The organism is Pseudomonas sp. GW821-FHT02B10, assembly GCF_059421865.1.
On the sequence record NZ_JBWKVU010000002.1, the window covers coordinates 175,702 to 195,587 of the forward strand.

Genomic DNA, 19,886 nt, shown 5'->3' on the forward strand with positions numbered 1-19,886 from the left:
GCCCCAGATCTCGCGGGCTGGCATCAGCACAGCAGCGGTTTTCCCTGGGTTTGTGACGCGCCCATGGCAAATAAAGGCATAGGTAAGGGACGAAAATTTCACTACTATCGTTATATCGTAACGATTTGTGACAAATACAGCGGCCTGCCGGAGAGTTATCCACAGGCCGGAATGGATTAACGACCAGCGTTGGGGTGCTATGCAAGTCGATCTTGAGACTGAAGGGGCGGGGGTCGAAGCCTTGCCGAGGTTTCAGCGGGCGGCCTTTCACGAACGCCGTCTGAAGCGTTGGGGCATCGGGCTGGCGGGGCTGGCCGGGGTGGGGCTGGTGTTGGCGTTTTTCGTCGGCCTGTTTGCCCCGCAATCCTTATGGCCGGCGTTGCTGGTCAATCTGGCCGCGGCCTTGCTGGTGCTGATCGGCGGCCTGCAGGCGGCGGGCTGGGTCAGTGCCTGGCGCGCGCGCGCGTTGCGGGCGCCGGAGGTGGCACCGAGCCCAGAGCCGGTTGCGGATGAACCGCTACCCGACGACGGCTGGTACGAGCGGCTGCTGGAGGGCATCAGCCGGCGTTGGTCCAGTTTGTTGGCGCAGATCGGCGCGCCGACCTTGTGGTTGGGCGGTTGGGCCTTGCTGGTGCTGTTGGTGATCGAGCAGGCGTGGAACCTCGGCCTGCCCGCAGCGACCCTGGGCCTGGCGGGCAATGTCGGCGCGGTGCTGGCGCTGTTGCTGGCCTTCGGCTTGCTGGTGTTCGAGCGTCAACTGAGCCAGGAACACCCCGGCGAATGGCCGGAAGCCGCGTCGCTGGCACAGTTGGCGCGAGTGGCGATCATCAGCCTGGTGCTGGCGGCGCTGTGCCTGTTGTTCAGCAGCGACACGGCGCTCTGGCCGGTGCGCCTGGGCGTGCTGATCGGGGTATTGCCGGCGCTGGTGGCGCTGGAGTTCCTGCTGCGTGCGGTGCTTTCTCTGTTCAGCCCGCGTCGCGCGCAACTGGAGCCGCGCATGCTGGCCCACAGCGTGGTCGCCGACCTGTTGCGCTGGCCGCCGCAACCCTTGCTGGCCTTGCAGCACGAATTGCACAACCGCTTCGGCATCGACCTGCGGCAGATCTGGGCCTTCACTTATATGCGCCGCGCGTTCCTGCCGGTGCTGCTGGTGGTGCTCGGGGTGGGCTGGCTGCTCACTGGCCTGCACGAAGTGCCATTGCAGTGGCGGGGCATCTACGAGCGTTTCGGCAAGCCGGTGGCGGTCTTTGGCCCGGGTTTGCACGCGGGCCTGCCCTGGCCGCTGGGCCGGGTGCTGAGTGTCGAGAACGGCGTGGTGCACGAGCTGGCCACCAGCGTCGGCGAAGCGCCCAGCGTGATCGAACCGGCCTCCGCCGAGGGGCCGCCACCGTTGGTGGCCAACCGCTTGTGGGACGCCAGCCATGTCAACGACAAGTCCCAGGTGATTGCCAGCGGCGCTGCCGACAAGCAGAGCTTCCAGATCGTCAACATGGACGTGCGCTTCGTCTATCGCATCGGCCTGAGCGATCAGGCGGCCCTGGCGGCGACTTACAACAGCGCCGACATTCCGATGCTGATCCGCAGCACCGCCAGCCGCATCCTGGTCCACGACTTCGCCTCGCGCACCCTCGACGGCCTGCTGGGCGAAGACCGTACCAATCTGGCCGAGGATATCGGCCGCGCGGTGCAGGCCGACCTGGAGAAACTCGACAGTGGGGTGGAGATCCTCGCCACCGTGGTCGAGGCCATTCACCCGCCGGCTGGCGCCGCCAATGCTTATCACGGCGTCCAGGCCGCGCAGATCGGTGCCCAGGCGCTGATCTCCCGTGAGCGTGGCGCGGCCAGCGAGCAGACCAACCTGGCGCAATTGCAGGCCAGCATCGCCCGCGATCAGGCCCAGGCTACGGCCCATGAAGTGCAGGCCACGGCGCAAGCGGCCGACCTGCGGTTCAGCGCCGAGCAAAAGGCCTATGCCAGCGCCGGCCAGGCATTCGTGCTGGAGCAGTATTTGAGCCAGCTGAGCCAGGGCCTGCGCAACGCCAAGTTGCTGGTGCTCGATCATCGCCTGGGCGGCGCCAACGCACCGACCCTCGACCTGCGTACATTCACTTTGCCGACCGAGCCTTCGGTACCGGGTAACACCGCTCAGCCAGGAGCCGTCCATTGAGCCAGTCCCATTCCCACGATCATCAGGATCACGCCGGCCACGATCACGGCCACGGCGGCCATCACCACGGACACCATCATCACCACCACGGCGCGCCGGAAGAGGCGGGGCCCTTTCCCTGGCGGCGCATGGCCTGGGCGCTGTTGCTGGTGTTGTTCGCCGTCGCCGCGGCAAGCCTGGTGCAAGTGCGCTCCGGCGAAGCCACGGTGATTACCCGTTTCGGCAACCCGGCGCGGGTGCTGCTGGAGCCGGGCCTCGGCTGGCGCTGGCCGGCACTGTTCGAGGCGGCGATCCCGGTGGACCTGCGCCTGCGCACCACTTCCAGCGGTTTGCAGGATGTCGGCACCCGCGACGGTTTGCGCATCATCGTCCAGGCCTATGTGGCGTGGCAGGTGCAGGGCGATGCGGACAACGTGAAACGCTTTATGCGCGCGGTGCAGAACCAGCCGGACGAAGCGGCGCGGCAGATCCGCACCTTTGTCGGCTCGGCCCTGGAAACCACCGCCAGCAGTTTCGACCTGGCCAATCTGGTGAACACCGATGCCAGCAAGGTGCGCATCGCCGACTTCGAAGCCCAGTTGCGCAAACAGATCGAGCAACAGTTGCTGAGTACTTACGGCGTGCGTGTGCTGCAAGTCGGTGTGGAACGCCTGACCCTGCCCTCGGTGACCCTGACCGCCACCGTCGACCGCATGCGCGCCGAGCGTGAAACCATCGCCACCGAACGCACGGCCATCGGCAAGCGCGAAGCGGCGCAAATCCGTTCCGCCGCCGAGCGCGATGCGCGCATCGTCCAGGCCGATGCCACGGTGAAAGCCGCGGACATCGAAGCGCAATCGCGGGTGCAGGCGGCGGAGATCTACGGTCGCGCCTACGCCGGTTCGCCGCAGCTGTACAACCTGCTGCGTTCGCTGGACACCTTGGGCACTGTGGTGACCCCAGGCACCAAGCTGATTCTGCGCACCGACGCCGCGCCGTTCCGGGTGCTGGTGGACGGGCCGCCGACACTCGGCAATAAAGCCGCCGGGTCGCAACCATGAGTTTGGTTCCACGTGGAACACATGAACTTGGCAGCCCATGGATTCAGGCCGGTCGCCTGGCGTTTCTCGCCCTGTATGCGGTGACCGTACTGGCAGCCCTGGCCTGGGCGTTTTCCAATGTGCGGCAGATCGATCCGCAAAATCGCGCGGTGGTCCTGCATTTCGGCGCCCTGGATCGCATCCAGAACGCCGGCTTGTTACTGGCCTGGCCGCAGCCGTTCGAACAGGTGGTGCTGTTGCCCGCTGCAGACCGGGTGATCGAACGCCGGGTGGAAAGCCTGTTGCGTTCCGATGCGGCCTTAAAGGGCGACAAGGTGGCCAGCTTCGCCGTACCGCTGAGCGATGCCCTGGCCGGCTCCGGTTATCTGCTGACCGGCGACGCCGGGGTGGTGCAGCTGGATGTGCGGGTGTTCTACAAGGTCACCGAGCCTTATGCCTTTGTATTGCAGGGCGAGCATGTGTTGCCGGCGCTGGATCGGCTGGTGACCCGCAGCGCCCTGGCCCTGACCGCCGCCCGCGATCTGGACACCATTCTGGTGGCGCGTCCGGAACTGATCGGGGCCGACAACCAGGCCGCCGAGCGTCGCGAACGGCTGCGCGGTGATCTGGTGCAAGGCATCAATCAGCGGCTGGCGGATCTGGCGGCGACCGGGCAGGGGATCGGCATCGAAGTGACTCGGGTCGACGTCCAGTCCAGTTTGCCGGGGCCGGCGGTCAGCGCCTTCAATGCGGTGCTGACCGCCAGCCAGCAAGCCGACAAGGCGGTGGCCAACGCCCGCACCGAAGCCGAAAAGCTCACGCAAACCGCCAACGAACAGGCCGACCGCACCTTGCAGGTGGCGCACGCCCAGGCCGGTGAACGCCTGGCCAAGGCCCAGGCCGATACCGCGACCATCCAGGGTCTGGCCCAGGCGCAACGCAATGGCACCGACCCGGAAATGCTCCTGCGTATCTACCGTGAGCGTTTGCCGAAGATCCTTGGGCAGGCCGGCTCGGTGACCACGGTCAACCCCAAAGACGATTCCCGCCTGATCATTCAGGGAGCCCAACCATGACTGTTCACACCCATGCCGCCGCGCCGGCGAGCATGCTCACCTCTGCCGAACAACGCAGCGCCGCGCGCCAGCTGACCCTGGCCATGCTCGCGTTGGGGCTGCTCGGCCTGGGCCTGGTCTGGCGCTGGCTGGCCCCGGAGCAGACCGGCGTCAGCCAGTTGCTGCTGGGGTTCGCCTCGTTGCTGGTGGCGCTGCCGGTGATGCGTTCGGCCTGGTACAGCCTGCGCTACCCGAGCCTGCATGGCATCACCGACCAGTTGATCGCCCTGGCCATGCTCGGCGCCTGGGCCACGGGCGACCTGCTGACCGCGGCGCTGTTGCCGATCATCATGATCTTCGGCCACGTGCTGGAAGAGCGCAGCGTCATCGGCTCCCAGGAAGCCATTCATGCCCTGGGCCGCTTGACCCGCAGCCATGCGCGACGAGTGCAGGCCGACGGCAGCATTCTGGAAGTGGACAACGCCACGCTCAAGGCCGGCGATATCGTCGAAGTGCGCGCCGGCGACCGGGTGCCCGCCGACGGCCTGGTACTGTCCGGGCAAGCCAGCCTCGACACCGCGCCGATCATTGGCGAGTCAGTGCCGCTGGAGGCCGATGTCGGCATGCAGGTGTTCGGCGGGGCGATCAACCTCGACGGCCTGTTGCGCCTGGAAGTGACCCGCACCGGCCACGAATCGACCCTGGGCAAGGTCATCGCGCTGATGCAAAGCGCCGAGCGTTCCAAGCCGCCGATCACCCGTTTGCTCGAACGTTACGCCGGCAGCTACATGGTGCTGGTGTTGCTGCTGGCGGCGGTGACCTGGTTCATCACCCACGATGCCCAGGCGATGCTCGCGGTGCTGGTGGCGGCCTGCCCCTGTGCCCTGGTGCTGTCCGCGCCGGCCACGGCGATTGCCGGGATCGCCGTGGCGGCGCGGCACGGCATCCTGATTCGCAGCTCGGCGTTCCTTGAGGAACTGGCGGACCTGACCTCGCTGGTGGTGGACAAGACCGGCACCCTGACCTTCGGCACCTTGCGCCTGCAATCGATCGACAGCCCGCGGGAAGATCGCCAGGCCTTGTTGAACCTGGCGGCCAGTCTCGGTTCGGCCAGCAGCCACCCGGTCAGCCGCGCGCTGGCCGGCCTGGTGGCCCAGGAGCATTTCCTGGTGCTGTCGGATATTCGCGAGCGCCAGGGGCTGGGAGTGGTGGCGCAGACCGAGCAGGGCGAGGCCGCCCTGGGGCGTCCCGAGTTGTTCGGCCAGCTCGGCATCGCCACCACGGCGGTGCCCGAACATGACGGACCGATTGCCGGGCTGGCGCTGAACGGCGAATTTCTCGCCTGGCTGTTGCTGGCCGACAGCGTCAAGCCGGAAGCGCGTTTTGCCCTCGACGAGCTGCGCGAACTGGGGCTGGGTCGCCAGTTGTTGCTGACCGGCGACCGCCAGAGCGTGGCCGACAGCCTGGCGCGGGATGTCGGCATCGGCGATGTCGAAGCCCAGGCGTTGCCGGAAGACAAACTCAAGCGCGTGCTGGGGGAAATCGACAGCGGTTTCCGGCCGATGGTGGTGGGCGACGGGATCAATGATTCCCTGGCGCTCAAGGCTGGCGTGGTCGGCGTGGCCATGGGCGCGGGTGGGGCGGACATTGCCCTGGCGTCGGCCGATATCGTGCTGATCGGCAGCGACCTGCGGCGCCTCGGCACCTGTGTGCGCCTGAGCCGCCAGTGCCGCCAGACCCTGCAGGTCAATGTGATCATCGGCCTGGGCTGGACCCTGGCCATAGTCGCCTTTGCCGCGTTCGGCTGGCTCGGCGCGGCCGGGGCGATGATCGCGGCGGTGCTGCATAACCTCAGCACCTTGCTGGTGCTGGGCAATGCCGGGCGCTTGCTGCGTTTCCAGGAGCCATTGCTCAAGTTGTAGGGGCGTGGGCCGGGGCGGAAAAGCGCGGGTTTGAGCGTCTGGAGCTAGAATTAAACCAGGTCGAACTGTGCGCCCGCCTGGCGGTCATCTGTGAAGAGGGCCCTGCTTCCGGGACGGTCGGCTGGCTGTTCAGCAGGGATTGTTGCACTGCCGGCACTGATGAATTTCAGCTATCAGATCGATAGCCTGCTAATTTTTCAGTATGGTCTAACCTCACTCAGACGTCTGAAACAAGGGGGATAATCCATGCTCGCGCAACTTCCACCGGCCTTACAGAATCTGCAACTACCGCTACGCCTGCGACTCTGGGACGGCCATGAGTTCAATCTGGGGCCGGCGCCCAGCGTCACTATTGTGGTCAAGGACCCGCAACTGGTCACCCAGCTCGCCCATCCCACTCTCAACTCGCTGGGAGCGGCGTTCGTCGAGGGCAAACTTGAGCTGGAAGGCTCAATCAGCGAAGTCATCCGGGTTTGCGATGAACTGAGCCAGGCGCTGCTGGACGGCGAGGAAGAAGCGCTGCCGGTACGTTCCCTGCACGACAAGGCCACCGATGCGGCCGCCATCTCCTACCACTACGACCTTTCCAACGACTTCTACCAGCTGTGGCTCGACAGCGACATGGCCTATTCCTGCGCCTATTTCGAGACCGGCAGTGAAAGCCTGGAACAGGCCCAACAGGCCAAATTTCGCCACCTGTGCCGCAAGCTGCGCTTGCAGCCCGGCGAGTACCTGCTGGATGTCGGTTGCGGCTGGGGCGGGCTGGCGCGGTACGCGGCGCGAGAATTCGGGGCCAAGGTCTTCGGTATCACCCTGAGCAAGGAACAGCTGGCGCTGGCCAGGGAGCGGGTGATCGCCGAAGGCTTGCAGGACCAGGTGGAACTGCAACTGCTGGACTACCGCGACCTGCCCCAGGACGGCCGCTTCGACAAGGTGGTGAGCGTCGGTATGTTCGAGCACGTGGGCCACGCCAACCTGGCGCAGTACTGCAAGACGCTGTTCGGTGCGGTGCGCGAGGGCGGCCTGGTGATGAACCACGGAATCACCGCCAAGCACACCGATGGACGTCCCGTGGGCCGTGGAGCCGGCGACTTCATCGAGAAGTATGTGTTCCCCAATGGCGAGCTGCCGCACCTGGCGATGATCTCGGCCGAGATCAGCGAAGCGGGGCTGGAGATCGTCGACGTGGAAAGCCTGCGCCTGCATTACGCCCGTACCCTGGACCACTGGAGCGAGCGCCTGGAAGACAACCTGGAAGCCGCCTCCCGGCTGGTGCCGGAACAGGTCTTGCGCATCTGGCGCCTGTACCTGGCCGGCTGTGCCTACGCCTTCGCCCGCGGCTGGATCAACCTGCACCAGATTCTCGCGGTCAAGGCTCACGCCGATGGCAGTCATGAGCTGCCCTGGACCCGCGACGACCTGTATTACTCATGAAGCGCCGACGCTAGAGGATCGGTGAAATAAGCCGGGCGACCCGCATGCCAAGTTGTTGCAGGCGGTGGGTTTCCCGGCTTTCTTCTTTGGCGATTTCGCGGGAACGCTCGAAGTCGAGGTTGAGCATCTGTTCCACCTCCCTGGCGAAGGCTTCGTCCACGGTCAGCAACATCACCTCGAAATTCAGGCGGAACGAGCGGTTGTCCAGGTTGGCGCTGCCGATCGCGCTGATTTCGCTGTCGATCAGCACCACTTTCTGGTGCAGGAAACCCGGCTGGTAACGGAACACCCGCACCCCGGCGCGTACGGCTTCGAAGGCGTACAGGCTGGATGCCGCGTAGACGATCCGGTGGTCCGCGCGCGACGGCAGCAGGATCCGCACATCCACCCCGCGCAGGGCAGCCAGGCGCAAGGCGGCGAACACGGCCTCGTCGGGAACGAAATAGGGGCTGGTGATCCACACCCGTTCGGTCGCCGCGTGGATGGCTTCGACGAAGAACAGCGAGCAGGTTTCATAAGGGTCCGCCGGGCCGCTGGCCAGCACCTGGCACAGCACGCCGTCATCGGGGTAGGTGTCCGGCAGGATCAACGGCGGCAATTGCCGCGAGGCCCAGAACCAGTCTTCGGCGAAGGACTCCTGCAGGCAGGCCACCACCGGACCGCTGACCGAAACATGGGTATCGCGCCAAGGCGCCAACGGCGGTTTTTTCCCCAGGTATTCGTCGCCTACGTTATGCCCGCCGACAAACCCCAGCAGGCCATCCACCACCACTATCTTGCGGTGATTGCGAAAGTTGATCTGGAAGCGGTTGAGCCAGCCGCTGCGGGTGGCGAAGGCATGCACCTGGATGCCGGCGTCGCGCAGGGGCTGCACATAGGCGTGGGGCAGGGAATGGCTGCCGATGCGGTCGTAGAGCAGGTGGATCGCCACGCCTTCGCCAGCCTTTTTCAGCAGCAGCGCTTGCAGGCGTCGGCCAAGGTCGTCGTCGTGGATGATGAAGAACTGGATCAGCACCGCCGTGCGGGCGCGTTCGATGGCCGCGAAAATCGCGGCGAAGGTGGCATCGCCGTTGACCAGCAGTTGTACATGGTTGCTGGCCAGGCAGGGCATGCGGCCCAGCTTGGGCATGGCCCGCAGCGAGGTGTAGGCGGCGGAGGCGCGGGCGCTCAGGGCCTCCTCGATCCAGGGGCGCCAGTTCAGCTCGTTGATCGCCTTGCGCATCTCCAGGTTGGCCTGGCGCCGGGCCTTGATATAGGCATCGAAGGTGCTGCGGCCGAACACCAGATAAGGAATAAGGGTCAGGTACGGCATGAACAACAGCGACAGGGCCCAGGCGATGGAGCCTTGGGCGGTCCTGACGGTCAGCACGGCGTGGATGGCGGCGATCAGGCCGAGAAAGTGCAGGGTGGCAATCAGATAGCCAAAAATATGTGGGCCAAAATAATCCATGGGGACAGCCTTGCTCCTGAAGATTCAATGCTGGGGTCCGTATGAAAAGCGGCGTGCCGGGAGCCTTCGGCGCTGCGTGCAAACAGGCGCGACCTTGCTCGCCAACTCTTCGTTGCAGACCCTAACAGACCATGTTCGAGCATGATTGTCGCTAATTAATTCGCCATGCAACGCCGCTGCATTTTTGGCGTCTAACGGCCACTACTGTCTAGGAGTCATTCGATGAAGCTTCGTCTACTGGGTTTGGCCATGGCCGCCGTTGTCTCGCTTCCGCTGGCCGCGCAGGCCCAGATGCTGCAACCGGGCCTGTGGGAACTGACCACCAGCAACATGAAAGTTGATGACCAGAGCCTGCCGGACCTGTCGTTGATTCTCGGTCAGTTGCAACAACAGCTGACGCCCGAGCAACGGGCGCAGTTGGAGAAGCAGGGCGTGACCATGGGCGGCAAGGGCATCCGCGTGTGCCTGACGCCGGAGCAGGTGAAGTCCGACACCATCCCGCTGCAGGACCCGCAATCGGGTTGCCGCCAGGAGGTCACCGACCGCACCTCCAACCAGTGGAAATTCCGCTTCAGCTGCCCGAAAGCCCAGGGCTCGGGCGTGGCGAAATTCCTCAGCGATCGTGAGTTCACCACCAACGTCATCGGTACCTTCAATGCCACCGGCTTCCAGCAGAAGGGCAGCATGGACACCCGTGCGGTGTGGCTGGGGCAGGATTGCGGGACGGTCAAGCCAAGAGCCTAAGAGCATCGCGAGCAAGCTCGCTCCTACAGGGGATCGTATTAAACCTGTAGGCGCAAGCTTGCTCGCGATGGCGTCTGTCGCTACAACTCTATCCGCAAGCGCTCCACCACCTCGCTCACCGCCCACCGCCCCAGGTCCTCGCCATTGCGGCTGCGCAAGCTGACAAATCCCCCGTCCTTTTCCTTGTCGCCCACCACCAGCAGGTACGGCACCTTTTGCAGGCAGTGCTCGCGGATCTTGTAGCTGATCTTCTCGTTGCGCAGGTCGGCGCTGGCTCGCAGGCCCTGGCGCGACAGGCTGTCGGCCACCGACTGGGCATAGTCCGCCTGACCTTCGCTGATGTTGATCACCACCGCCTGCCGCGGCGCCAGCCAGCAGGGCAGGGCGCCGCTGTAATGCTCGATGAGGATGCCGATAAAACGCTCCAGGGAACCGAACAGCGCGCGATGCAGCATCACCGGGCGCTGGCGTTCACCGTGCTCGTCGATGTAGCTGATCTCGAAGCGTTCCGGCAGGTTGAGATCGACCTGCAGGGTGCCGCATTGCCAGTCGCGGCCGATGGCGTCGCGCAGCACGAACTCCAGTTTCGGACCGTAGAACGCGCCTTCGCCGGGGTTGATCCGGTAGTCGATCGCCATCGTCTCCAGGGCGCCGGACAAGGCACCTTCCAGCTGGTCCCACAGCGCGTCGCTGCCGATGCGATGGGCCGGCCGGGTGGAGAGCTTGACCGCGACGTCGTGGAAGCCGAAGTCGCGATAGATGTCGAACACCAGGGCGATGGTGCTCGCGCATTCCGCCTGCATCTGCGCCGGGGTGCAGAAGATGTGCGCGTCGTCCTGGGTGAAGTGGCGCACCCGCAGCAACCCGTGCAACGCGCCGGAGGGCTCGTAGCGATGCACCTTGCCGAACTCGGCGATGCGCAGCGGCAGGTCGCGGTAGCTTTTCAGGCCACGGCTGAAGATCGACACCGCGCCAGGGCAGTTCATCGGCTTGAGGGCGAACACCCGCTGGTCTTCGGTGGTGGTGCTGAACATGTGGTCGCGGTAGTTCTGCCAGTGCCCGGAGGTTTCCCAGAGGCCGCGGTCCATCACGTCGGGGGTGTTCACTTCCTGATAGCCGGCCTGGTCCTGGCGCTGGCGCATGTAGCCGATCAGTTGCTGGAACAGGGTCCAGCCCTTGGCATGCCAGAATACCGAGCCCGGTGCGCAGTCGTCGAAGTGGAACAGGTCCAGTTGCTGTCCGAGCTTGCGGTGGTCGCGCTTGCCGGCTTCTTCCAGGCGGGTCAGGTAATCCTTGAGGTCTTTCTGGGTGGCCCAGCAGGTGCCGTAGATCCGTTGCAGCGGGGCGTTCCTGGCGTCGCCGCGCCAGTAGGCGCCGGCGACCTTGGTCAGTTTGAACGCCTGGAGGATTCCAGTGAATGGCACGTGGGGGCCTCGGCACAGGTCTTCGAAATCGCCCTGGCGGTACAGCGACAGCACCTGGTCCTGCGGGATGTCGTGGATCAGCTCGGCCTTGTAGTGCTCGCCCAGGCTGGCGAAGTATTCCAGGGCGTCGTCACGGCTCAGCTCGCGCCGGCGCACCGCATGGTTGGTCGCGGCCAGGCGGGTCATGCGCGCTTCGATGCGCTGCAGGTCGTCGGGGGTAAAGGGCCGTTCGTAGGCGAAGTCGTAAAAGAAGCCGTCCTCGATCACCGGGCCGATGGTGACCTGGGCCGAGGGGTACAACTCCTTCACCGCCATGGCCAAAAGGTGCGCGCAGGAGTGACGCAGGATCTCCAGGCCCTCGGGCTCGCGGGCGGTGACGATGCTGACCCGGGCATCGCCCTCAAGCATAAAGGAGCAATCCACCAGTCGATCGTTCACCCGGCCGGCGACGGCCGCCCTGGCCAGGCCGAGGCCGATGCTCGCGGCCACCTCGTGCACGGAAAGCGGCTGGTCGTACTCACGTTGTGAGCCGTCGGGCAGGGTGATGTGAATCATCGGGTGTTCCTTGGTGTTCCAGGGGAGGGGGTCAGGGAAGGGATCAGCGGGTAAAACGCAGCGGCAGGCCCTGGCAGTTGTCGTACAGGCACCCGGCGTGCCAGGCCAGTTGCCCCGATACCAGGGTGGTGTCGACGCTGTGCCGGAAACGCTGTTCGGCGAAGGGCGTCCAGCCGCACTGGGCGAGGATCGGCTGCTGGGCCACGGCGAGGCCCTCGGGCTCGGGCCTGATCAGCACCAGGTCGGCCCAGTAGCCTTCGCGCAGGTAGCCGCGATCGGGAATGGCGAACAGGTCGGCGACCCGGTGGCTGGTTTTCTCCACCAGGGTGGTGATGGGCAGCACGCCGTCGGCCACCAGTTCCAGCAGGGCGGGCAGGGCGTGTTGCACCAGCGGCAGCCCGGCAGGCGCCTGGCGGTAGGGCTGCTGTTTCTGTGCCCAGGTGTGCGGCGCGTGATCGCTGCCGATCACATCCAGGCGGTTGCCGAGCAAGGCCTGGCGCAGGGCGTCGCGGTCGGCGCGGGTCTTGATCGCCGGGTTGCATTTGATCAGGTGCTTGAGGCGCGCGTAATCACGATCGTCGAACAGCAGGTGGTGCAGGCAGACTTCGGCGGTGATGCGCTTTTGCGCCAGGGGCTGGTCTTCGAACAGTTCCAGTTCGCGGGCAGTGGTCAGGTGCAAGACATGCAGGCGAGTGCCGTGACGCTTGGCCAGATCCACGGCCAGCGACGAGGAGCGATAGCAGGCTTCGGCATCGCGGATCAGGGAATGGGCCACGGCGGGAATCGCTTCGCCGAAACGCTCCTGCATGCGCCGTTCGTTGGCCTGGATGCTGGGCGTGTGTTCGCAGTGCGCCAGGAGAATGGTCGGCACCTCGGCGAACAACCGCTCGAGGACCTGCGGATCGTCCACCAGCATGTTGCCGGTGGAGGCGCCCATGAACACTTTGACCCCGGCCACCAGGCACGGATCGAGGGCAGCGACCGTGTCGAGGTTGTCGCGGCTGACGCCGAAGTGAAAGCCATAGTTGGCCACCGAGTGGATCGCCGCTCGGCGCTTCTTGTTCTCCAGCGCGGCCAGGGTCAGGGTCGCGGGCTGGGTGTTGGGCATGTCCATGAAACTGGTGATGCCACCCGCCACGGCAGCCCGCGACTCGCTGTGGAAGCTACCTTTCTCCGGCGCGCCGGGATCACGGAAATGCACCTGGTCGTCGATCATGCCCGGCAGCAGCCACTGGCCCTGGGCGTCGATCTCGGTGCGGGCGTTCTCGCCTTCGATGCTGCTGGCGATCTTGACGATGCGCCCATGGTCCACCAGCAGGTCGGCGTCGAACTCGCGTCCTTCATTGACCAGCCGGGCGTTGCGAATCAGCACGCTGTGCATGTTCAGAACTCGTTCTGCAGGGCTTTGTAACCGCGCACCAGATCGACGTTGGTGCGCGCCACGTCTTCGGAAAACTCCGAGGCGCTGACGCTGACCGGCGGGAACTGCGAGAGGTCGGTGTTGGGCCCGATACGGGTGGTGGAGGGCACGTAGAAGCCTTGCGGCAGGTCGCGGCCATCGACCACCGAGTTGTGTCGCACTACGCTGCCGTTGCCGACCGCGCAGTTGAACAGCACGCTGTTGAAGCCGATGAAGACCCGGTCGCCGACCGTGCACGGGCCATGGACGATCGAGCGGTGGGCGATGGAGGTGAACTCGCCGATGGTCACCGCCGCGCCGGATTTGGAATGGATCACCACGCCGTCCTGGATGTTCGAATTGGCGCCGATGACGATCGGGTCCATGGCGCCTTGCTCGTTGACTTCGTCGGCACGGATCACCGCATAGGGGCCGACGAAGACGTTCTCGCCGATCACCACCTTGCCGCAGATGATGGCGGTCTTGTCGACATAGGCCGACTCGGCGATGACCGGCAGATCGCCGGAGGGGTTCTTGCGAATCATGCTGGGGTTTCCTGTAGCGGCGCGCTGATGACCTGCACCGCGCCGTCGCGAATGGCGTTGTAAAAACAGTTGGGGCGCCCGGTGTGGCAGGCCGGACCTTGCTGGTCCACCAGCAGCAGGACGGCGTCGCCGTCGCAGTCCAGGCGCGCTTCGAGCAGACGTTGGCGATGCCCCGAGCTTTCGCCTTTGCGCCACAGTTGCCGGCGCGAGCGCGACCAGTAGCAGACCTGCCCGCTGGCCAGGGTCTCGGCCAGCGCCTTGCGGTTCATCCAGGCCAGCATCAGCACCTCGCCGCTGTCGTGCTGTTGGGCGATGGCGGCGATCAGGCCGTCGGCGTTCCATGGCAGGGCATCGAGAACGCTGGTGAGCGGCCAACGGCTGCCCAGGGGCGCGCTTTCCAGGTCGAGCATCGACAGTGGAGGGCGCTTGTTCATGGCTGGCTCAGGGCGTCGTACAGGGTGTTCAGGTTGTATTCGAACAGCCCGGTGAAAGTGCTGGCTGGCCCCTTGGCGGCGAGGGCGTCGGAGTACAGGGTGCCGCCGATATGGGCGCCGCTTTCGTCGGCGATCTGCTTGAGCAGGCGCGCGTCCTTGATGTTCTCCATGAACACCGCCTTGACCTTGGCGTTGCGGATCTGGGTGATCAGCGCCGCGACTTCGGCGGCCGAGGGTTCGCGCTCGGTGGACAGGCCTTGCGGGGCCATGAAGTCGATGCCATAGGCCTGCCCCAGGTAACCGAAGGCGTCGTGGGAGGTGACGATCTTGCGGTTGCCCGGCGGCAGCGCGCCGAACTTGGCCTTGGCTTCGGCCAGCAGCGCGTAGATCCGTTTCAGGTAGGCCTGGCTGTTGCGTTCGTAATCAGCCTTGTTCGTCGGGTCGGCGGCCACCAGCGCCTTGGTGATGTTGCCCACATAGAGTTCGGCGTTCGCCAGGTTGTGCCAGGCGTGCGGGTCGGGAACGGTCTCGCCGTCCTCATCCAGCGAGCGCGGGATCACTCCGCGACTGGCGGTGATCACCGGGGCCCGGGTGCCGGTACTGGCCACCAGGCGATCCAGCCAGGGCTCGAAACCCAGGCCGTTCTTGATGATCAATCGGGCCTTGAGCAGGGCCTTGGCATCGTCCGGTGTCGGTTCGTAGGTATGGGCGTCGGCGTCCGGGCCGACCATGTCGGTGATCTGGATGTGCTCGCCGCCGACCTGGCGGGTGATGTCGGCGAGGATGCTGAAGCTGGTGACCACAGCGAGTTTGTCCGCGGCCTGGGCGGGCGACAGCGACAACGGCAGCAACAGACTGAAGAGTACGAGTAGGGCGCGCATCGGGGAACACCTCATGGGGATGTGAGCAAAGGCGGGCGGCGCAGCAGGCCGTGCACCGGACCGAACACCACGGACAGCAGGTACAGGCCGCCCGCCACCAGGACGATGGCCGGGCCGCTGGGCAGCGAGTAGTGGAACGACAGCAACAGGCCGAGCCATACCGAGAGGCAACCGAGCAGCGCGGCAATGCCGATCAGCACCGGCAGGCGCCGACTCCAGAAGCGCGAGGCGGCGGCCGGCAGCATCATCAGGCCGACCACCATCAAGGCACCGATGGCCTGGAAACCGATCACCAGGTTCAGCACCACCAGGGTCAGGAACAGGCCGTGGGCGAGGGGGCCGAGGCGGCTGACGCTGTTGAGGAACAGTGGGTCGAGGGTGTCCAGCAGCAGTGCCTTGTAGATCAGCGCCATGGCCAGCAGGCTGAACCCGGAGACCCAGAGCATGCCCTCCAGGGTCGGCCCGTCCACCGCCAGGGCCGAGCCGAACAGCAGGTGCAGCAGGTCCAGGCGTTTGCCGGCGAGGCCGAGAATCAGCACGCCGCTGGCCAGGGAAATCGGGTAGATCGCGGCCAGGCTGGCGTCCTCGCGCAAGCCGGTGCGTCGGGTAATCCAGGCGGCCAGGCCGGCCATGCCGAGTCCGGCGCCAAGGCCGCCAAGCGTCAGTGCCGGCAGGCTCAGCCCGGCGAACCAGAAGCCCAGCGCCGCGCCGGGGAGGATGCCGTGGGCCACGGCGTCGCCGATCAGGCTCATGCGCCGCAGGATCAGGAACACCCCCAACGGTGCGGTGCTGCATGCCAGCGCCAGGCCGCCGAGCAATGCCCGGCGCATGAACACGAACTCGTGGAAGGGCTGCCAGAGCTGGGCGGCGGCGAGCATCAGGCCACCTGCATCTGAATGGGCTGGACGATCAGTTCTTCGCTGCTGCCGAACCGGCAACCGCTGGCCTTGATCAGCAGGGCCTGGGGGATGTGCTGGCGCACGGCGGCGAGGTCATGGCAGACCACGATTTGCGTGCGACCTTGCTGCTGCCAGGTGTGGATGTGTTTCCACAGCAGGGCCTGGCCCAGTTCGTCCAGGGCGGCGTGGGGTTCGTCCAGCAGCAACAGCGGGGAATCGGCGAGGCTCAGGCGGGCGAGCAGGGCACGCTGCAATTCGCCGCCGGACAAGGCCATCAACGCGCGTTGTTCCAGGCCGCTCAGGCACCAGTCTGCGAGCACCTGCTGCAAACGTCCGGCACGCTGTTGCGCGCTTTGCCGATCGCCCCAGAAACCGGCGGCCACCAATTCCTGCAGGGTGATGGGGAACTGCCGGTCGAGGTACTGCTGCTGCGGCAGAAAGGACAGGCCGCCACGGTGCGGGACCTGCAACTTGATCTTCCCGGCCAAGGGCTTTTGCAGGCCGGCGATGACTTTCAGCAGACTGCTTTTGCCCGAGCCGTTGGCGCCGATGATGGCGGTCAGGCTGCCGGGCTCCAGCTCAAGGTCGAGTGCCGGCGTCAGCGGTTGGCCGGGCGCGCCCCAACGTAGCGATTGCAGGCTGATCATGCGAGCTCCCAGTTCCAGCGGCTTTCCGCTACGGCGTCGTGGGCGTGCAGGCTTTCGGCGTGAACCACGCGCACCTGGAAGGCGCGGATGCCTGGCGAACGTTGCAAGGCGAGGTTCAGGCGGCGCGCGGCGTCTTCGCAGAACATCAGATTCTGCCCGTTGGCCAGGGCGAAGGCTTGTTCGTCGGCGCGTTTCACCGCGGTTTGCACGGCGGTGCCGAGGGCGGCTTCGGCGTCGTTGATCGCCGCCATCAACGGCAACTCGTCGAGAAAGTCATCCAGGCGCAACTGCAATTGCGCGGTGCTGCGCTGGCTGTGAGGTGTGGCGACTATGCCTTTCGAGGAGCCGAGCCAGGTCAGGATGTCTTCATGGTGCAGCGCCCGGTTGGCGAAATCATCGATGAATTGTTGCTGAATCAGCTGCCTGGAAAGCGCGGCTGAACAGGGGCACGTCGAGGAATAAGGCACCTCGATTTTTAGTTCCACGTGGAACATTGCGTTTTTCAGGTGCGCTTCGATGCTCACCGGATAGGTTTTCCAGCCGGCCAACGGGCTGATCAAGGCGGGGCGTTTCAGTAGCAGATCGGCATGAATTCGCAGGTAGGCACTGCTGGACAGCCCGTCGTGGCTGTCGAGAAAACGTTGTAGTACCTGGCGCATCAGGGCCGGGGTGAGATTTTCCTGTTCGAGCATTTCCAGCGCCAGATACAGGCGCGACATATGAATGCCGCGGGCTTCGCCGTCGTCGAGGCTGACGCCGGCATCCGCTGTTGCGCCAATCCGCTGGCCATCAAACAACACAGGTAAGGCAATGCCACACATGCCCACCCACTCAAGGGGCAGGGCCTGGCGTGCGGCCTGCGCGGCGATATCCGGCAGAGTCAGCGCATTCATGAGCAGGTCCATCGTTGGAAACAATTTGCCATGTTATATTATAACAATGCAGTCGATGAAACCTTTTTCCTGAACGTTTTTTTCACCAAGCCTTATCGAGTACGGATGCTCCTCAATCTGCGGTGTAAGTCATGCACAGACGTCAGTTGCTCAACCTGCTGTTGGCCAGCGCGGCCTTGGTTCTGCCTTTGGGGGTATCCGCCACCCAGATTCGCAACCTGCGTTTATGGAACTCGGCCGACAAGCTGCGCCTGGTGCTCGATCTGAGTGGGCCGGTGCACTACAAGACCTTCTCTCTCAGCGCGCCGGAACGGCTGATCATCGACCTTCGCGGCGCGCAGCTCAGTGGCGATTTCAGCCAACTGGCCCTGGCCAACACGCCGATTCGCTCAATCCGTTCCGGGCACTTTGGCCAGGGCGATACGCGGATCGTCCTCGACCTGGCCGAACCGCAGCGGCTCGACAGCTTTTTGCTGCCACCCCAGGACGGCCAGGGCCACCGCCTGGTGCTCGATCTGAGCAACGCCAGCCGCGTCCCGCAGCAGATCGCGGTGGTCGCTGCTCCCGCTTTGCCGCGTGAAACACCGGCGGACCGAGCGCATCCCAAGCGCGACATCATTGTTGTGGTCGACCCGGGTCACGGCGGCAAGGACCCGGGGGCGGTCGGCGCCCGTGGCGAACGGGAGAAGGATGTGGTACTGGCGATCGCCCAGCTGCTGGCCAAGCGGCTGAAGCGTGAGAAGGGCTTCGATGTGAAGCTGGTGCGCAACGACGATTTCTTCGTGCCGCTGCGCAAGCGGGTGGAGATCGCCCGCAAGCACAAGGCCGACATGTTTATCTCGGTGCATGCCGATGCGGCGCCACGCCTGACGGCGTCCGGGGCTTCGGTTTACGCGCTGTCGGAAGGTGGTGCGACGTCGGCCACGGCGCGCTTCATGGCGCAGCGGGAGAACGGCGCCGACCTGCTGGGCGCCACCAGCCTGCTCAACCTGAAAGACAAGGACCCGATGCTCGCCGGGGTGATTCTCGACATGTCGATGAACGCCACCATCGCCGCCAGCCTGCAGTTGGGCGGTACCGTATTGGGCAGCCTGGCGGGCATCACCACCCTGCACCAGAAGCGCGTGGAACAGGCCGGTTTCGCGGTGCTCAAGTCCCCCGACGTGCCCTCGATCCTGGTGGAGACCGGCTTCATCTCCAACAGTCGCGACAGCCAGCGCCTGGTCACCGCGCGGCACCAGCAGGCGATTGCCGATGGGCTGTTCGCGGGCTTGCAGAGCTACTTCCAGAAGAATCCGCCGGTGAACAGCTACATGGCCTGGTTGCAGGAACAGAAAAGAGCCCAGGCCTGACGCGGCCCAGGCTTCTGTAGGAGCGAAGCTTGCGTGCGATGAAGACGCTGCGGTGTATCAGCTATACGACGTAAGCGTCCATCGCGGGCAAGCCTCGCTCCTACAAAATGCTTTGCTTAGCAGCCAGTGATCCGGCTGCAAGTGAACTTGCCGCTGCTGCCGCCGGAGCTGGAAAAGCGGTTGCGGGTGGTCCAGCCGACGCGCTGGCTGTAGCCGACCCAGGCTTCGCCGTCGGAGGCCAGGCCGGTAAAGAAGGTCAGTTGGCCGTAGCGGCTGTTGGTCTGCGCCCAATAACGTTTGCCGGTGACCTCGAAACCCCGCAGATAGGTAGTACTGCCTGCGGCCGCGACGCTGTAGGCGTTGCCTTCGGCATCCACGCAGGCCAGCAGGTTGGCGCTGCGGGTGCAGGTGGCCAGGGCGCTGGGCACTTGCGCGATGGCGGTGTCCGCGACCAGCAGGGACAGGCTCAGCAGCGTGTATTTCAAGGCGTGGCGCATGGGGTTTCTCGGCTGGGGAGGCTCAAGCATCCCGCCCTTCGTCGCGGGCGGCAAGAGAGGGTTGGCTTATTTGTATTGTTATACTATAACATTAAATAAAGCCTGACCCGTGACCCACCATGACTGAACGCCCGATGACCGAAGCGCAACTTCTCGCCCAGCCCGAGGCGGACTACATGAACGATGTCCAGCAGGCTTATTTCCGTGAGCTGCTGCTGGCCCAGCGCGTCGAGCTGCAAGAGCGTATCGATGGCGAGTTCGAGGTGCTGCGCGAGCAGGAACCCCACAGCGACCCCGCCGATATCGGCAGCGCCGAAGAGCAGCGTCAGTGGCAACTGCGCCTGCTGGAGCGGGAAAAGAAGCTGCTGGACAAGATCGACGAAGCCCTCGAACGCCTGGCCCGTGGCGAGTACGGCTGGTGCCGCGAAACCGGCGAGGCCATTGGCCTCAGGCGCCTGCTGCTGCGGCCCACCGCCACCCTGTGTATCGAAGCCAAAGAACGCCAAGAGCTGCGCGAACGCCATCAACGGGCGATCTGACCCAGCCACCCAGCCCCCGATGAGGATCAC

18 protein-coding genes are annotated in these 19,886 nt (G+C 65.2%); 8 read left to right on the top strand and 10 right to left on the bottom strand.

Translation table 11 applies throughout. The features are described from left to right. Positions 1 to 199: 199 nt before the first annotated feature. From hflK (AC07VU_RS04640) to cfaB, 5 genes are all read left to right on the top strand, one after another. Positions 200 to 2,167: a protease modulator HflK gene (gene hflK, locus AC07VU_RS04640; protein WP_495029561.1), complete on the top strand. Its 1,968-nt coding sequence runs from the start codon at positions 200 to 202 to the stop codon at positions 2,165 to 2,167. After that, entirely contained in the window at positions 2,164 to 3,207 is a 1,044-nt protein-coding gene (gene hflC / locus AC07VU_RS04645; RefSeq protein WP_495029562.1) for a protease modulator HflC, read from the top strand. Before hflK (AC07VU_RS04640) ends, hflC begins: the two co-directional genes overlap by 4 nt. Further along, the gene (hflK, locus tag AC07VU_RS04650; protein WP_062824176.1) at positions 3,204 to 4,262 is read left to right on the top strand and encodes a protease modulator HflK; all 1,059 of its coding nucleotides are present in this window, start codon (positions 3,204 to 3,206) and stop codon (positions 4,260 to 4,262) included. Before hflC ends, hflK (AC07VU_RS04650) begins: the two co-directional genes overlap by 4 nt. Beyond that, entirely contained in the window at positions 4,259 to 6,163 is a 1,905-nt protein-coding gene (locus tag AC07VU_RS04655; protein WP_495029563.1) for a cation-translocating P-type ATPase, read from the top strand. The genes hflK (AC07VU_RS04650) and AC07VU_RS04655 overlap by 4 nt, the downstream gene beginning before the upstream one ends. A gap of 246 nt (positions 6,164 to 6,409) precedes the next feature. Beyond that, positions 6,410 to 7,597 carry a C17 cyclopropane fatty acid synthase CfaB gene (gene cfaB, locus AC07VU_RS04660; protein ID WP_053263167.1) on the top strand — a complete coding sequence of 396 codons (1,188 nt, stop codon included), beginning with the start codon at positions 6,410 to 6,412 and terminating at the stop codon, positions 7,595 to 7,597. A gap of 10 nt (positions 7,598 to 7,607) precedes the next feature. Here cfaB and cls read toward each other — a convergent pair whose 3' ends face one another. Then, a complete protein-coding gene (gene cls / locus AC07VU_RS04665) occupies positions 7,608 to 9,047 on the bottom strand; it encodes a cardiolipin synthase (RefSeq protein WP_277589876.1) in 1,440 nt (479 codons plus the stop codon). 222 nt (positions 9,048 to 9,269) lie between these two features. Between cls and AC07VU_RS04670 the strand changes: the two genes are divergently transcribed. Next, entirely contained in the window at positions 9,270 to 9,791 is a 522-nt protein-coding gene (locus AC07VU_RS04670; protein WP_007927620.1) for a DUF3617 domain-containing protein, read from the top strand. Between the two features lie 80 nt (positions 9,792 to 9,871). Here the strand turns inward: AC07VU_RS04670 and thrS are convergent, their stop codons facing one another. Genes thrS through folE2 form a run of 8 tightly spaced genes read right to left on the bottom strand, consistent with a single transcriptional unit; the run spans position 9,872 to position 17,468 of the window. Further along, a complete protein-coding gene (thrS, locus tag AC07VU_RS04675; RefSeq protein ID WP_495029564.1) occupies positions 9,872 to 11,770 on the bottom strand; it encodes a threonine--tRNA ligase in 1,899 nt (632 codons plus the stop codon). A 43-nt stretch (positions 11,771 to 11,813) separates the two neighbouring features. Beyond that, positions 11,814 to 13,151 carry a dihydroorotase gene (locus AC07VU_RS04680; protein WP_274305057.1) on the bottom strand — a complete coding sequence of 446 codons (1,338 nt, stop codon included), beginning with the start codon at positions 13,149 to 13,151 and terminating at the stop codon, positions 11,814 to 11,816. Between the two features lie 2 nt (positions 13,152 to 13,153). Next, positions 13,154 to 13,714 (bottom strand): gamma carbonic anhydrase family protein, encoded by a 561-nt coding sequence (locus AC07VU_RS04685; protein ID WP_053263163.1) that lies wholly within the window; start codon positions 13,712 to 13,714, stop codon positions 13,154 to 13,156. Then, positions 13,711 to 14,148 carry a phosphoribosyl-AMP cyclohydrolase gene (gene hisI / locus AC07VU_RS04690; RefSeq protein ID WP_007927616.1) on the bottom strand — a complete coding sequence of 146 codons (438 nt, stop codon included), beginning with the start codon at positions 14,146 to 14,148 and terminating at the stop codon, positions 13,711 to 13,713. The genes AC07VU_RS04685 and hisI overlap by 4 nt, the downstream gene beginning before the upstream one ends. Further along, positions 14,145 to 15,029, bottom strand: a complete 885-nt coding sequence (locus AC07VU_RS04695) for a metal ABC transporter substrate-binding protein (RefSeq protein ID WP_495029565.1) — start codon at positions 15,027 to 15,029, stop codon at positions 14,145 to 14,147. The genes hisI and AC07VU_RS04695 overlap by 4 nt, the downstream gene beginning before the upstream one ends. An 11-nt stretch (positions 15,030 to 15,040) precedes the next feature. Beyond that, positions 15,041 to 15,907 (bottom strand): metal ABC transporter permease, encoded by an 867-nt coding sequence (locus tag AC07VU_RS04700; RefSeq protein WP_053263161.1) that lies wholly within the window; start codon positions 15,905 to 15,907, stop codon positions 15,041 to 15,043. Beyond that, positions 15,907 to 16,575, bottom strand: a complete 669-nt coding sequence (locus AC07VU_RS04705) for a metal ABC transporter ATP-binding protein (RefSeq protein WP_495029566.1) — start codon at positions 16,573 to 16,575, stop codon at positions 15,907 to 15,909. The genes AC07VU_RS04700 and AC07VU_RS04705 overlap by 1 nt, the downstream gene beginning before the upstream one ends. Continuing rightward, entirely contained in the window at positions 16,572 to 17,468 is an 897-nt protein-coding gene (gene folE2, locus AC07VU_RS04710) for a GTP cyclohydrolase FolE2 (RefSeq protein ID WP_007927611.1), read from the bottom strand. Before folE2 ends, AC07VU_RS04705 begins: the two co-directional genes overlap by 4 nt. A gap of 131 nt (positions 17,469 to 17,599) precedes the next feature. On the opposite strand from folE2, the gene AC07VU_RS04715 reads away from it, so the two are divergent. Further along, positions 17,600 to 18,820, top strand: coding sequence for an N-acetylmuramoyl-L-alanine amidase (locus AC07VU_RS04715; protein WP_495029567.1), 1,221 nt, complete (start codon positions 17,600 to 17,602; stop codon positions 18,818 to 18,820). 116 nt (positions 18,821 to 18,936) lie between these two features. On the opposite strand, the gene AC07VU_RS04720 is transcribed toward AC07VU_RS04715, so the two are convergent. Further along, entirely contained in the window at positions 18,937 to 19,317 is a 381-nt protein-coding gene (locus tag AC07VU_RS04720) for a hypothetical protein (RefSeq protein WP_053263159.1), read from the bottom strand. Between the two features lie 134 nt (positions 19,318 to 19,451). Here AC07VU_RS04720 and dksA point away from each other — a divergent pair, with 134 nt between their 5' ends. Further along, positions 19,452 to 19,856, top strand: a complete 405-nt coding sequence (gene dksA / locus AC07VU_RS04725; RefSeq protein ID WP_009051641.1) for an RNA polymerase-binding protein DksA — start codon at positions 19,452 to 19,454, stop codon at positions 19,854 to 19,856. Positions 19,857 to 19,886 lie beyond the last annotated feature (30 nt).

Excerpts from the sequence above, each read along its gene's own strand:
- AC07VU_RS04655 (WP_495029563.1), top strand. The coding sequence starts at position 4,259 with ATGACTGTTCACACCCATGCCGCCGCGCCGGCGAGCATGCTCACCTCT.
- AC07VU_RS04700 (WP_053263161.1), bottom strand. The coding sequence starts at position 15,907 with ATGCTCGCCGCCGCCCAGCTCTGGCAGCCCTTCCACGAGTTCGTGTTC.
- AC07VU_RS04715 (WP_495029567.1), top strand. The coding sequence starts at position 17,600 with ATGCACAGACGTCAGTTGCTCAACCTGCTGTTGGCCAGCGCGGCCTTG.
- hisI (WP_007927616.1), bottom strand. The coding sequence starts at position 14,148 with ATGAACAAGCGCCCTCCACTGTCGATGCTCGACCTGGAAAGCGCGCCC.
- AC07VU_RS04720 (WP_053263159.1), bottom strand. The coding sequence starts at position 19,317 with ATGCGCCACGCCTTGAAATACACGCTGCTGAGCCTGTCCCTGCTGGTC.
- thrS (WP_495029564.1), bottom strand. The coding sequence starts at position 11,770 with ATGATTCACATCACCCTGCCCGACGGCTCACAACGTGAGTACGACCAG.
- dksA (WP_009051641.1), top strand. The coding sequence starts at position 19,452 with ATGACCGAAGCGCAACTTCTCGCCCAGCCCGAGGCGGACTACATGAAC.
- AC07VU_RS04680 (WP_274305057.1), bottom strand. The coding sequence starts at position 13,151 with ATGCACAGCGTGCTGATTCGCAACGCCCGGCTGGTCAATGAAGGACGC.
- AC07VU_RS04685 (WP_053263163.1), bottom strand. The coding sequence starts at position 13,714 with ATGATTCGCAAGAACCCCTCCGGCGATCTGCCGGTCATCGCCGAGTCG.
- folE2 (WP_007927611.1), bottom strand. The coding sequence starts at position 17,468 with ATGAATGCGCTGACTCTGCCGGATATCGCCGCGCAGGCCGCACGCCAG.
- AC07VU_RS04695 (WP_495029565.1), bottom strand. The coding sequence starts at position 15,029 with ATGCGCGCCCTACTCGTACTCTTCAGTCTGTTGCTGCCGTTGTCGCTG.
- cls (WP_277589876.1), bottom strand. The coding sequence starts at position 9,047 with ATGGATTATTTTGGCCCACATATTTTTGGCTATCTGATTGCCACCCTG.
- hflK (WP_495029561.1), top strand. The coding sequence starts at position 200 with ATGCAAGTCGATCTTGAGACTGAAGGGGCGGGGGTCGAAGCCTTGCCG.
- cfaB (WP_053263167.1), top strand. The coding sequence starts at position 6,410 with ATGCTCGCGCAACTTCCACCGGCCTTACAGAATCTGCAACTACCGCTA.
- AC07VU_RS04705 (WP_495029566.1), bottom strand. The coding sequence starts at position 16,575 with ATGATCAGCCTGCAATCGCTACGTTGGGGCGCGCCCGGCCAACCGCTG.
- AC07VU_RS04670 (WP_007927620.1), top strand. The coding sequence starts at position 9,270 with ATGAAGCTTCGTCTACTGGGTTTGGCCATGGCCGCCGTTGTCTCGCTT.
- hflK (WP_062824176.1), top strand. The coding sequence starts at position 3,204 with ATGAGTTTGGTTCCACGTGGAACACATGAACTTGGCAGCCCATGGATT.